Here is a 13,225-nt window from a genome sequence, read left to right as displayed (position 1 = left end):
TATTTAATTTTTTTATAAGAAAGGATTAGCGAAAGTTTCAGCCAATTCTTTCTTGGTTGATTAGCTGCGCGGTGGGTATACTCCCGCAGTGGCAATTAACCAATTAATCGGCAATACCGGGCTCAAAATATTAAGTGGCTCTGAACCGCCAGTTTCAGTCACAGTTACAGTACCTCCTTCCGAGCCACCACCAGACACACTTAAGCCTTCGATCTCAGTCAAATCTGGTTGCTGAAACGTCGATTTATAGAACCCGGGGGTAGAGTTTTGCGCTATATACGAATTACTATCGGGTACCTGTGTATTTGCAGCATTGGTAGCAACCTGCATCCTGCCTGTTACAGGTGCAGAAGTGCCAAGAGGGGTAAAAATTGCCGTATGTAAGTGTGCTGGCATTTGAGTTATATCAATAGTTACCAGTTCAGTACCCAATCTTTCTCCCTGATGATAATCCATCCCCCCAGGTCGTGTGCCTACACCAACTAGACTGCGGCCACGCAAATCAGGTAAACCAAAGGTAGTTCGGGCGTCACCTCCGTATAGAGTGCTAACTAGAGAGAAGAGTGCTGGATTATCTTCAATTGCCTGCATTTGCCCCGAGCACATTGCCCAATTTCTAATTGCAAAATTGCCGCCAAATGCGGTTAGTGTCCCAAGATACGGTTCTGTAGCCATACTGCTCTTCCTTTTAACGTATACACTTAAGTTAAAACCAACCCATAACGTAATTGGTGTGGTTGGTTAAAACTTTCCAATCTCGCATTACTAAATACCGTTACGGGCTTCATTAATGCCGCAAAGAGCCGTATTGAGATATTTCTTTACTCGCAGGCCGAAGAGCGCTGAAGCAATGACATCCCAGCGTTCAGCCCAGATGTGGAAATGTACTGTCGGGTCAGTTCCTCTTGAGTGAGTTTAGCCAGAGAAAGAGATTGGCAAGCGTTGCCATACATGCTCTGAAAGGCTTGCACCAGTGTTCGGTGCTCAACTTTCGTCTCCTTCAATACGAGCTCAACTGCCGCAGCGAAACTCTCTTTCAGTTGCCGTTGGCGTTCAGCCGTGCTGAGTTGGTTTTGGAGCATAGCCTCAAGTTGAGTCCGTAATGAGTACTTAAGCAGCTCATCCATTTCGGGTTCAGCAAAACCAAACTGTTGAGTTTGTTGCTGCACTTCTTCAACACCGACCGTCTCACGAGATTGAGGACGTTGCTGGTAGAATTCTATAGGTGAGCCCTTTTGCATAATTCATGAACCTCAATTGCCGCTATAGCAGTTGTTAATGATGTAAACAAGCCTGTACTTGAGAAAAACATACGCCATAAGCTCGGCGTTATAATATCTGAGCTCACGGATCTAATTTCATAAACCGTACTGACAAAATTGGGCAGAAAAATTGAGATAAAAACAGTTCCAATTCTGGAAATTCAGAGAGTAGTAAATAGTTAGGGTAATAGGCCTTTCGATAGGATTCTTCTAAAGCAAGCGCTTGCCAATCCCCTCGATAACAAGATCGTTTGACATGTGGCAGCCACACAGTCTCCTTGATAGAGGTAAGCGCGGCATTCAAGTGTGGTGTAATATGAAATCCTTTTAACAGGCAGAAAAAGCCAATATCCATTGTATAAAGCCAACTATTTATAATATTGAAATTAAAATTATTTTTATCGGCAGTTATTTAGAAAGTGCCGATATTTAATTTATAGACTAGAAAAACTTAACTCGCCAGAATAGAAATAAAAAAAACACTAAAAATAAAATTGTCAATTTATATCTTTAAAATTAAAGAATTTAATTGTTACAGTTTAATATGATCCAATATAAGCTGAAGGTGTGCAATCTTTTAAAAGATATACATTTAAAGATATTTCAAAAAACTTATTAAGAAAAACATGAATTCACAACAATAATTATCAAAATTATTAATAACAAAAACACCACCAATACAACAATAAATTAAGGTAGTTTGAAGATTAAAATGCCCATTTCATTTTCGTATATAACATTTTAACTACTAGTATTATATATGGTGAAATAAGATAAATTTGTTCACTCAACATATCCAATCGATTCAGGTTTACTGGGAAAAGCTATACGTTACAACGGAGTGAAATATGGCAAATAGGGATGGAAGAATTCCACTCAACGTATTACGACTCAAAGAACTGAGAAAGAAATTAGGACTGAGCCAAGAAAGACTGGCGGAAGAATGCTTTCAACAGGGTTTTGTCGTATCTATTGCTTCCATAAAGCGAGCAGAGTCTGGGGCGAATGTGCTGTATCGTACCGCATCCAACCTCGCGGAATACTTTTCTGTCCCCGTAGAGGACCTCTTAATAGATCGCGCCTCAGAACCATTACTTACAAATGTGTCTTCATCACCACCATATTTTTTTATTTTTGCAATCGAAGCAAAGTGTGATTTGACCGCAAAGACTCTGCAAACATTACTTTTCAGCCAAAACACTACACCCATAATAAAAAACCGGACGTTTGTTCTTACTTGGTCTATACAGGAATCGGACGAATATGTTTTTGAACGAATTCGACAACTAGCCCTTCAATTACAGGTTGCTCTTTCGGCTTCGATTCGGTCTTTTATCAATGTGAAATACAAGCATCGAGTCACTGAGCTATCGGAACATCCGAATGCGATAACCCCAATCAATGAAATCCTAGTTAAAATCCCTTGGGGAGAAATAGCTGCTTGCCCTTGCTTTATCTCGTCCAATTGTGCCAGGCCAATAAAACCGTTTCTAACAGGAGAGCCAGACTTCAACAACTGGCATCTTGTATCCTTACACCAAAACCATACTGACTGTTTTGTAGGGCGTAAACTTGAACTAGAAACATTAAATAGCGGAATCAAGCGATGGCAAAAACAAGAAGCAGGCCAAACGTATTGTATTACTGGTACCGCAGGGATAGGAAAGACCAGCCTACTCAACCAGGTCATTGCGTCTTTGAATCGATCTTCGTGTTTAACCACAGAGATTCAAATCCTGAATCATGGTAGTGCTGATCTCTTGTCCCCTCAAAATATATTCACTCGGGCAATTTGTTCATTTACTCGTGAAGATACCGATGATTCTATTCGTCAGCAAACTGTCGAGTCATCAATTCCCTCTTCTTTCCACCTCTGCCTTTATTGGTTAATGGGGGTAGCACTCAACGAATCAGAAAAGCAGTTGCTGAACTTAATGGAGTTCCAAACGCTGAAACAAACGATAGAGCAATCTATCCCTTTCTTAATTCAACAACGGCAGACCAGCAAACCGCATTTGATTATTGTTGAAGATGTCCATTGGGCCGACGAAGTAATGTTGGCATTTCTTGAGACACTGCTACCTCATATCACAAAAACCAATATTTTACTCTTTCTGACGTTTAGGCAGCAAAAACGACTTAGTTCCAAACAATCTTGGTTTGCCAACGTGAATCTAATCGAACTTAGGGAGTTATCATCTGAAGAGTCTTACGAGTTAGCTTGCTCAATCACATGCCAACAGAATAAACATATCAATGACTGTATAAAGCTTGCGAAAGGCCATCCTCTATACTTGCGCCAAACACTGCTTTGCTCTCAGTTTGATAAAGACGTTCCGGAGTCATTGGAACATTTAGTTTCGATACAATTAGCTCAACTTCCAGCCCAAGATCGCCAAGCACTCTGTACTGCCTCTGTGTTGGGGCAGTGCTTTCAACTGGAGCAACTGCGTGAAATCACTCGAATTCCCGGCTACGTACCAGATAAGTTAGTCGATGCTGGCTTAGTAAAACTCAATGGCGATCAATACCTTTTCCATCATGATTTGATTTGCAATGCTGTTTTCCGTCAAATAGACAAGTCACAGTGTTCAAAAATACACATGGCCTGTGCAAAATGGTATGAGAACCGAGATCGATTCTTATATGCCGTCCATATCAATCATGCCAAGGGCAAAGGTGTATTTACTGTTCTTGAACAGACCGCCAAACATTACCTGAGTAATTATCAGTTTGAAAAAGCACTGACACTTATTGAGTACGCTATTAAAGAGTCACCTAAAGAACAGATGGCGTATGCACTAAATATGAAAGGAAACTGCCTGTATTCGATGGGACGCATCAAAGAGAGTATTGAGGTTCTTGAGCAAGCGGTTCATCACACAGAAAATGATCCTGAACGTGTTCAATACTATTTAGACCTCATTAACCCCTACCGCTTAACCGACAACTTTGTACAAGCGATGTCGATTTTAGACCAAGCCCAAGCCCTGTGCGAAAAGCTGACGTTAAATAAATCTTTGTGTGAAATCCACTCGATGAGAGGTAATATGCTGTTCCCTACTGGGCAGCTAGACGAATGTGAGAAAGAACATTTACTTGCATTAGATTACAGTCAGCGAGCAAACTGTTTTCGCGCGAAAGCAAAATCGCTTGGCGGCCTCGGTGATTGTGCCTACGCACAAGGAAAAATGGCTCGCTCATACGAGCACTTAACCGAGTGTTTGCAGCTGTGTGAAGAGCATCAGTTGCTTTCGATTGAAACTGCCAATCGCTACATGCTGGCGACAGTGATGATCTATCAACTGCAATCTGACGAAGCACTAAAACAGGCTCAGCATGCCTCGAATCTTGCCTATCTCACGGCAAACCGCCGAGCAGAAATTGTTTCCAGGCTTACGGCAGCATGGATCTTTCTCGACCGTAATGTATTGGTGCAAGCTGAAAACGAAATCTCGACCGCTCTGCAACTTTCAAAACAGCTTAATGCTCATCGATTTGTCGCTTTTCTTTTGGAGTCCAGTGCAAGATTGCACTGGTATCAGGGAAAAGAGGAGAAAGCCCTTTCGGACATCGACACGGCTCTAGATCTTGTTCATATCAATAAGCTACACAATTTTATTGGTCCTTGGCTCGTATCTACCAAGGCACTTATTTGTGGCGATGAATCAACGGCCCTCTCCGCTTTGCGCACTGGTGAGGCTTGGCTAGAATCTACCTGTGTTGGTCATAACTATTTACGCTTTTACCAACAAGGAATCCAAGTAGCGTGGCAGTATAAGCAGCCTACGCTACTTCGAAAATATCGCGATAAGCTTGCTAACTTCACCCGAGAAGATCCGCATCCATGGGGTGATTTTTATATTGAACAAGCGAATCTGATGCTTGCCTTACTCGACCAGTCCAGCTCCGTCTCTGAGTTGTTAAACTTCAATCAGGCCGCGCGTAAGCATCAACTGAACCAGGCTCAAATAAGTGTTGATGAGCTCGACCATTGGCTCTTCACATCTACTCAACCATGAAATATTCAATAAACGAAGAAAGTCGACTAATTGCACCGTCAAATCATCTTGTTTTCTCGATTTACCTCGTCAAACACAGATATTCGAAACCATCGAATATCTGTGTTTTGGCACAGTGTCATCGCTGATTAGATTTATGCTGGTGCATGATCACTTTGCTCCACCTTAAAGTTTTCGATGCTAGGAACATGCTCAGGTAAAAGTAGAGTAACGCGTTGATTTGCTACTTCAACCCATTTACCTGAACTATTTTTATATCGATAGAATGCCACGCCTGACTTCCAATCATCATTAAGTAGGATGTTGAGCGTTACGTTGTGAAGATCTGCTCCTAGAGGAGCAATGCCTAGGTAAGGCTGGTAGCCCTGCAACGTCACCATGATATGACAATCACGCATCGTGCATTGATAGTTGAAACTGCCATTGAGATCAGACACCACATTTAACGGTGGGTTAATGGCCTGGAAGATATGTCCTTTACCCACTATTGATTTGTCTTCGCTGGCCACGAGTAGATTAACATCGAAGTTCACTCCTCCAGGTAAGCCGTTACCAATTTGATAATGAGCAGTAAAAATTGCTTGTGATTCTTTTGATTCCATTTTCATTGTGTTCTCCAACTGAATTTATTGTCGTTAGTGACCCATTCAATGTAGATAACACGTCATTTAAGTTCAGTATCACTTTAGGCTCAGATCTACTTGACTACATAAATTATCTACGGTCACGCAGATGCCGCTCGTTCTTTTCATCAACCAGATATTATTGCTCTCTCGCTGATGCTTTTGGCGATTTGTACAGAACAACTGATACCAAACTGATATGGCGAACATATGCATTCGAGTTAATATTTAAACAACTATTCAATACATAAGCCAAATGGAAAAAATAATGGAACAAGAATGGATGCAGGGAACTAAAGAAAACCAAGTGGTAGAACAGCACCCTAACCCTCAAATACAACGCCTCGCTGTACTTAACGCGTACTCAATCTCAATCAATAATGCCAAACTGTTTATTCAGAAAATGGATAAATGCGGTTTTCCTAAAGAGCGACTACTGACACCTCTTGAAAACACGGTTTCACCGGTTCCCGGTTTGAACCAATATCAAGTCGAGTCACTCATCTTCAATACTCGCTATCAACACCAACCCTTTGTCATTGTCATGTGCGAAAGTACGCAAGAAGTTCAGCAAGCCTATCTAACAGCAACTCGATTCAGTCTCCCGATTCGTGTTCGCTCAGGAGGGCATGATCACGCAGGTGAATGCAGTGGTGACAACGTTATTTTGATTGACGTGAGCAGAATTAAGACCTTTCAATTGTGTGAAAATATTGCCACCATTGGTGCTGGCTATCGCTTCTATCAACTGACACCAAAACTTGCAGAGCATGATCGAATGATTGCACATGGAACCTGTGCCACAGTTGGGTTGACTGGCTATATTCAAGGCGGAGGATGGGGCCCTTGGACGCGAAAATACGGCATGTGTTGTGAGCACCTAGTGAGTGCAACCGTGGTATTGGGTGATGGTACGATCACAGAAGTCTCAGCAGAGTCCAACCCTCACCTATTTTGGGCACTAAGAGGCGGCGGAGGCATGAGTTATGGCATTGTTACCGAGCTACGCGTAAAAACATTCCCTTTACCCAAAGAGATCCACCGCTTCGAGCTTCAGTGGAACCTCTATCCAAAAATCAACGGTATGCTTCAGCCAATACCAACGCACCCTACCATAGATGTGCTAAAAAATTGGGAGCAGGCTATAAAAAGCCTCGATACGCCTAAACTTCTTGGCACCAACTTGCAAATTGATGCTCTGCCTGAATCATCTAACCACTGTGATCTCGAAACCATCAGCCATCACTGCACTATGTACGGTTACTGGGAAGGAACAGTGCAAGATCTTGACCAATTTATAGCCGTTCAATTTAGCGCCTGCTCCCCTGATTTAGTTCAAGTCTATGAAGCACATGGTACTGATTTTGACGGGAAGAAATACGATCACTCCCTGATGAGCACATGGGGGCGCGATTCTTTGTGTCAAAGCGGTTCTCCTTTCCCTCCAGATTATGACGCCCCAGCACCTCACAAAATCACTTCGCGATTGGTGTCAGAGCGAGGTCTTAAAGCAGAAGGCTATACTGCACTTTTGCAAAGCTTAACTTCGCCTTTGATAAAGCCAGAAAACCGCGATCAAGGGCTATTTAGTTACGTAACCTTAGGTGCGATCACTGGTCGCTTTTATCATCACTCAGACGACCTTGAAGACATATCTTTCCCCTACCGCCAGTGTCAATATACAGTCCAATACCAAACTTGGTGGAATGAAGAGATAAAGCAAAAACTAGAACTACAAAATAACCCAGTACTTGTTGATGTAAACAGAGCCATGGACTGGATTGATAAAGCCAGAGAAGCTGATATACCGGGAACCTATGGTGCCTTCATCAGCTTTAAAGATCCGGCAATTCCCACAAGCGTTTATTTTGATCGAAGCTACCGCGACTTAATCGGTATAAAAGAGAAATACGCTAAGGATAAGTTTAATCATCTTAGAACTAATAAGACCATCATTTAACATCAATATGCATCTTAAGAAGCATATATTAACAGACCGTCATTTGGCCGTTCTATCACGTATAGAAATTAAAAAGAGGAAAATTATGACAACTAAGGGGGCATTTTACGTTAAAAATAACTCCAGCGATAAAATCACCGGATATGTGAGACCTAAAGACTCTCCGGAAATGGAGGTCCGTTTCGACTTGAATATTGGCGAACAATCTGAATCTGCTAGTTTTGAATCCGGTGCCGCTACCCATGACTCCTGGTACTACAGTTTCAAAAAGGCAGGTGAAACCTATACTGGGACAAGTCCTGTGCATACTATGCAAAAGACGAAAATAAAGGCCCCGTCGCTGTGGAAATCTTTAATGATAATTTAAAAATATCTCCACCACTTAGCGGTTCTTGTGATAAAACTTTATAGCCGCTTACCCGATTCATCACTTCGCCCGAGACTGTTAAACAACTTCTCGGGCAGTTTCATTTCTCGGTATTTGGATTGAAGACTCTCCCCATTTTCAATCATAATCTGAAATTGTTAACTTTATGTTCTCAATTTATATCACCACTGCAAGATAATCGAATCAATAAAAATCACTTTTAAAACCAACTTTAAATCTAGAGTAACCAGGATTGAAAAAATAAATATATTATTGAGTTCTAAGATCAAAGAGTTTTACTTAATACATCACTTTTTATTTTAACGCTATCAACTGATACTAAACTGCTACTGACGTTTTTTGATTGAATGCTTAACTTAATAGCATGCGCTTATCTCAATGGCTAAAACCATTATTAAAGCGCAATCCTTCTATATCCACGTAATCTCTAAGCATTTGATTCAGAGAGTTTCTTGGATATGCATCATTCAAGATAAACAACGGAAAGCATGGCTATGTGTACAGATGTGAATATCAATTATGGTTGCAACAACCAAACCTTATCCGCTAGAACCATGGAGTTTGCAGTTAACCTTCAGACCGAGATTTGGTTTAGAGCCCAACAAACTTACCAAATTACGACCTTTACTTCCGACGGAAAAGCCGACCGTGTTTTCAATGGTCAGCCGCCAAAACGTCACAGTAAAGAATGTGAGTTTCGAGCAAATTGGCAGGGAGAGTTGAGCTTCATCCACTGCAACGCCATTACCCGGTATAATAACCCTCTTTTAACAGCTGATGGCATTAATGAATCTGGCCTTTCTGTTGGATCACTGTACTTGCCCATTCTCAATCAAAATGTATCGACCTCTCACATCCCTGATGATGCCTTTGCATTAGGCAGCGGCCTGTTTGGTACTTTTATCTTGTCTACGTTTAATACTGTGGACGAGATGGTGACCTACTTCACCACCCACCCCGTTTACGTGTTTAACTCGACTATTTCAACTGGTGAAACAGAGAGTGACAACATGGCTTTGGACCAGCATTTCGTGATTCACGATGCAAATAATGACAGTGCAGTCATTGAGTTTCTTAACGGTAATATGCATATCTATCGAGCATTCAAAGAAAGCGATATGTTCAGCAAAGAGAAAAATCAGCAAGCACGCTATCAATGTACCGAATACGACTTTGATGATTATAAAGTGGTTGTGGACCACTCCTACGTTGGAGTAATGACTAACTGCCCAAATTACCATTGGCATGTCAATCACCTCTCTTATTTTTCCAATTTGCGCAACTACAACCCAGAACCGAACAATGAAGTAACCATGCAACGTCATGTCCAAGTGCCTGGCCCACTTCAATCAATGGCGCTGGCTTGATGGGCCTACCCGCCGACCCAACACCGCCGTCTCGATTTGTACAAACCTATGCAATTAAGCAGTTAAGCGAACAACCAACTAACTTCGACGAAGCCTTCTCACTCGGACAAAAGCTACTTAATCGCGTTGATATACCTTTGGGTATCATGGCGAATGAGTTTGAGACATCCGATAACCCTGAAGTCTTTTTTAGTGATATCACCCAATGGAGCGTTATTAGACATAACAGTCATCAGTCACCCGCGTTCTATCTGCGTACTTACGGAGACATGACTTGGCGAGTAGCCAATGTCAAAGACTATATTGGATTAAATAGAGACTGTCAGATTTCAAGCGTTTTACAGCTCATGCCAGTTACAACATCATTACCGTTTGAACAAGTCGAATCTCGACCAACTATTAAAATCGCTTAGAGTTAATTTTGAAGCGCAAACAAATGAGAAGCAAAAAGCCCCGCTTTCTAAGCGGGGCTTTTAAAAGACAAACTGCTAAATTCACTATTCTTAATTTATCTGGAACTAAACAAGATAATCGCCATTCAGTCAATTTACTCTTTACCGAACACGTTGTTCTCTTGTTCTTGAACGCGGATGAATGTAGTACGCTTGGTTAGCTCTTTAAGCTTTGCTGCACCCACGTATGTACAAGTTGAGCGAACGCCACCAAGGATGTCTTGAATAGTGCCGTGAACGCTGCCACGGTATGGCAATAACACTGTTTTGCCTTCGGCCGCACGGTAGCCAGCGACACCACCTGAGTGCTTCTCCATCGCGCTCTTAGAAGACATGCCGTAGAATTTCATGAACTTCTCGCCGTCTTTCTCGATCACTTCGCCGCCTGACTCTTCGTGGCCCGCTAACATGCCGCCTAGCATAACAAAGTCCGCACCGCCGCCGAATGCTTTGGATACATCACCTGCGCATGAGCAACCACCGTCACCGATGATCATGCCACCAAGGCCGTGCGCTGCATCGCCACACTCGATGATTGCAGAAAGCTGCGGGTAACCAACACCCGTTTTTACACGAGTTGTACAAACTGAGCCAGGGCCAATGCCTACTTTCACGATGTCTGCACCAGCAAGGATCAACTCTTCACACATATCACCAGTAACCACGTTACCCGCAGAAATCACCTTATCTGGGAACTCTGCTCGCACGCGTTCAACATACTCGACTAAATGCTCTGAGTAACCATTTGCAATGTCGATACAGATGAAAATAAATTCATCTGAAAGCGCCATAATATCTTTGGTTTTTTGGAAGTCCGCGTCAGATGTTCCCGTAGACACCATTACGTTATTCAGGGTTGCTTTATCGGCTGATTTAGCAAACTCAGCCCAATCTTCTACCGTGTAATGTTTGTGAACAGCAGTCATTACACCATGCTCAGCTAGCGCTTTAGCCATTGCAAAGCTACCAACCGAATCCATGTTTGCTGCGATTACAGGCACACCAGACCATTGACGACCACTATGCTTGAATGTAAAATCGCGGGTTAAATTTACTTGAGAACGGCTCTTAAGGGTAGAACGTTTCGGGCGAAACAGTACATCTTTAAAACCTAACTTAAGTTCTTGTTCGATACGCATTGTGTAATTCCTTGATTCATATGTATATGTGTCATCTCAGAGTGCGTAGTGATTTCGTTGGCAGACGAGTTCACTGTTCTTCGGACACAAAAAAACCGGAGCGTTGGCAGACGCTCCGGTTTTCAGCATTATAGGCTGTGATTTATTTCCTACAAGTCTGATATTTGAATTTTTTTTGTGATACCATCTTGATAATCGCATATCAAAAACACTCCTCAAGTCGTTATTTTTTCTCATTATTTATAATTATCAACAACTTAAGAAAACGTTTAAGTTAACCTATTGCGCAAACCTTTGCGTCATACCTTTAAAATGAAAACGCATCACCTCTCAAATCTGCCTAAAACTCAATCACCTAATACTAAGATGCGCTGCTAATTCGGAAAAAGTACTCCAAAAAAATCGATCATTTTTTCATAGTGATGGGCGAGATCTAGCTACGTCCTATCGATTTGTTGAGTAATAGCGGTACGAAGTGTGCCTATAACATCACTTGCCAAAAGACCAATTTGACCATGCTGACTCACGTTTATATCCGCAGCATGACTGTGGAGTACCACACCTAAACGTGCCGCAATGGAAATGGGTAACCCTTTAGCTAGCAACGCACCAATAACACCAGATAGCACATCTCCCATTCCGCCCGTCGCCATTCCGGCGTTACCCGCTAGGCAGACGTACATTCTCGTTCCATCGTAAATAAGTGTTCCCGCGCCTTTTAAAACCACCACACCGCCATAACGCTCTTGCAGTTGTCTTGCAGCAGAATATCGGTCACTTTCTATTTGTTGAGTGGTCACATTTAATAGTCGAGCTGCCTCTCCAGGATGCGGCGTGATCACTCGCTGGTTGTCGCACACCAAAGTGCCATCACATCGTTGGCTTAGCATCGCTAGAATATTGAGCCCATCAGCATCAACAACTTTAGGTTTCTGTTCTTGAGCCAGATATTGATAGGCTTGATAAGCCCACTCATCATCACCAAAACCTGGACCAAACACCAATACTTCAGCCCAGCGAATGCGTTTGGTTAAGTCGTTCTCAGTATCCCTGAGTAAGTCAGCGGTGATGCTTTGGCTCATTACTTCTGGGCAGCCAATCTGTAGTGGAATAAGGCTACTCGGGTGAGTAATTGCGGCAGTTAAACCCGCTCCGGCTCTAACCGCAGCGGAGGAACATAAACGAATCGCTCCTGACATACCTTGGTTACCACCGACGCAAAGTAGTTTGCCATTGTCACCTTTGTGTGCTGTCGGGTTTGGCTTGAGCATTAACCTTGAAACAACCTGATGATCAATACCTAGTGCACTTTCTACTTCGATAGAATCAAACTCAATATTTACACCCAATCCACAAAAGTGGAGTTCACCAACTCGATCTCTCGCTTGTCCGGTGCACAAGCCTTGCTTAACACCAATGAAGGTTACAGTATGCTCAGCATGAATGGCATCGCCTAAAATAGCACCTGTATTTGCACACAACCCGGAAGGAATATCGACTGCAATCACTGGGGTGTGAATTTGATTGATTTGCTCAATGTAGCGACGGTACTCCGAACGAACCTCACCACTTAAACCAGTGCCTAACATGGCATCAATGATCACATCGGCTTCTAGCAATGCGGTATTCCACTCATCCCAATCATTGTTAACACCATCGATGGACTGCCAATCTTGATATGCGCGTAAAGCATCACCTTTGAGCGCAGTCACATCACCAAGTTGGAAAACCTGTACATTGAGTTGCGCTTGTTTAGCAAGCGAGGCAAATACGTATCCGTCACCACCATTATTCCCTTTGCCACAAATGACTAAGATATTTTTTGATTTGGGATATAAGTGTAAAAAACGCTCATACACAGCCATACCTGCGCGTTGCATTAGGCTATACATAGAAACACCAGCCATTTGCGCTGCCAGCGTTTCACCGTTTTTTACTTGTTCTGCGGTGTAGAGTTTTAGGGCGAGATTAAAGTCCATCTTCACGTTCTGCGCATTAGGAAACACAATTAT

At 42.5% G+C, this 13,225-nt stretch carries 10 protein-coding genes; 5 read left to right on the top strand and 5 right to left on the bottom strand.

Annotation, left to right across the window (positions count from 1 at the left end; translation table 11 throughout):
• Positions 1 to 60: 60 nt before the first annotated feature.
• Together FR741_RS17995 and FR741_RS17990 are read right to left on the bottom strand one after the other, a co-directional pair.
• Entirely contained in the window at positions 61 to 675 is a 615-nt protein-coding gene (locus FR741_RS17995) for a phage tail protein (RefSeq protein WP_167427352.1), read from the bottom strand.
• Positions 676 to 821: 146 nt separating this feature from the next.
• Entirely contained in the window at positions 822 to 1,241 is a 420-nt protein-coding gene (locus FR741_RS17990; RefSeq protein ID WP_167427351.1) for a hypothetical protein, read from the bottom strand.
• A 1,361-nt stretch (positions 1,242 to 2,602) separates the two neighbouring features.
• Between FR741_RS17990 and FR741_RS17985 the strand changes: the two genes are divergently transcribed.
• Positions 2,603 to 5,284, top strand: a complete 2,682-nt coding sequence (locus tag FR741_RS17985) for an ATP-binding protein (protein WP_233059822.1) — start codon at positions 2,603 to 2,605, stop codon at positions 5,282 to 5,284.
• A gap of 134 nt (positions 5,285 to 5,418) precedes the next feature.
• On the opposite strand, the gene FR741_RS17980 is transcribed toward FR741_RS17985, so the two are convergent.
• Positions 5,419 to 5,892: a DUF1842 domain-containing protein gene (locus tag FR741_RS17980; RefSeq protein WP_104972385.1), complete on the bottom strand. Its 474-nt coding sequence runs from the start codon at positions 5,890 to 5,892 to the stop codon at positions 5,419 to 5,421.
• Positions 5,893 to 6,175: 283 nt separating this feature from the next.
• Here FR741_RS17980 and FR741_RS17975 point away from each other — a divergent pair, with 283 nt between their 5' ends.
• The 4 genes from FR741_RS17975 (at position 6,176) to FR741_RS23665 (ending at position 10,035) form a co-directional block, all read left to right on the top strand.
• Positions 6,176 to 7,867, top strand: coding sequence for an FAD-binding oxidoreductase (locus tag FR741_RS17975; RefSeq protein ID WP_167427349.1), 1,692 nt, complete (start codon positions 6,176 to 6,178; stop codon positions 7,865 to 7,867).
• An 85-nt stretch (positions 7,868 to 7,952) separates the two neighbouring features.
• Positions 7,953 to 8,234: a hypothetical protein gene (locus FR741_RS17970; protein ID WP_233059821.1), complete on the top strand. Its 282-nt coding sequence runs from the start codon at positions 7,953 to 7,955 to the stop codon at positions 8,232 to 8,234.
• A 509-nt stretch (positions 8,235 to 8,743) separates the two neighbouring features.
• On the top strand, positions 8,744 to 9,622 hold the full coding sequence (locus FR741_RS17965; protein ID WP_233059820.1) for a linear amide C-N hydrolase: 879 nt from the start codon (positions 8,744 to 8,746) through the stop codon (positions 9,620 to 9,622).
• Positions 9,622 to 10,035 carry an Ntn hydrolase family protein gene (locus FR741_RS23665; RefSeq protein WP_233059819.1) on the top strand — a complete coding sequence of 138 codons (414 nt, stop codon included), beginning with the start codon at positions 9,622 to 9,624 and terminating at the stop codon, positions 10,033 to 10,035. The genes FR741_RS17965 and FR741_RS23665 overlap by 1 nt, the downstream gene beginning before the upstream one ends.
• A 134-nt stretch (positions 10,036 to 10,169) precedes the next feature.
• Here FR741_RS23665 and FR741_RS17960 read toward each other — a convergent pair whose 3' ends face one another.
• Both FR741_RS17960 and FR741_RS17955 read right to left on the bottom strand, forming a co-directional pair.
• Positions 10,170 to 11,213, bottom strand: coding sequence for a GMP reductase (locus tag FR741_RS17960; RefSeq protein ID WP_005396079.1), 1,044 nt, complete (start codon positions 11,211 to 11,213; stop codon positions 10,170 to 10,172).
• 437 nt (positions 11,214 to 11,650) lie between these two features.
• Positions 11,651 to 13,192, bottom strand: coding sequence for a bifunctional ADP-dependent NAD(P)H-hydrate dehydratase/NAD(P)H-hydrate epimerase (locus FR741_RS17955; RefSeq protein WP_046875905.1), 1,542 nt, complete (start codon positions 13,190 to 13,192; stop codon positions 11,651 to 11,653).
• Between the last annotated feature and the right edge of the window lie 33 nt (positions 13,193 to 13,225).

Source organism: Vibrio diabolicus, from assembly GCF_011801455.1.
GTDB classification, from domain to species: domain Bacteria; phylum Pseudomonadota; class Gammaproteobacteria; order Enterobacterales; family Vibrionaceae; genus Vibrio; species Vibrio diabolicus.
The sequence above is the reverse complement of the archived record's forward strand: the minus strand, read 5'-3'. Positions and strand labels throughout refer to the sequence as shown.

Coding starts and splice junctions, on each gene's coding strand:
- FR741_RS23665 (WP_233059819.1), top strand. CDS start 9,622: ATGGGCCTACCCGCCGACCCAACACCGCCGTCTCGATTTGTACAAACC.
- FR741_RS17965 (WP_233059820.1), top strand. CDS start 8,744: ATGGCTATGTGTACAGATGTGAATATCAATTATGGTTGCAACAACCAA.
- FR741_RS17955 (WP_046875905.1), bottom strand. CDS start 13,192: ATGGACTTTAATCTCGCCCTAAAACTCTACACCGCAGAACAAGTAAAA.
- FR741_RS17980 (WP_104972385.1), bottom strand. CDS start 5,892: ATGAAAATGGAATCAAAAGAATCACAAGCAATTTTTACTGCTCATTAT.
- FR741_RS17960 (WP_005396079.1), bottom strand. CDS start 11,213: ATGCGTATCGAACAAGAACTTAAGTTAGGTTTTAAAGATGTACTGTTT.
- FR741_RS17975 (WP_167427349.1), top strand. CDS start 6,176: ATGGAACAAGAATGGATGCAGGGAACTAAAGAAAACCAAGTGGTAGAA.
- FR741_RS17990 (WP_167427351.1), bottom strand. CDS start 1,241: ATGCAAAAGGGCTCACCTATAGAATTCTACCAGCAACGTCCTCAATCT.
- FR741_RS17970 (WP_233059821.1), top strand. CDS start 7,953: ATGACAACTAAGGGGGCATTTTACGTTAAAAATAACTCCAGCGATAAA.
- FR741_RS17995 (WP_167427352.1), bottom strand. CDS start 675: ATGGCTACAGAACCGTATCTTGGGACACTAACCGCATTTGGCGGCAAT.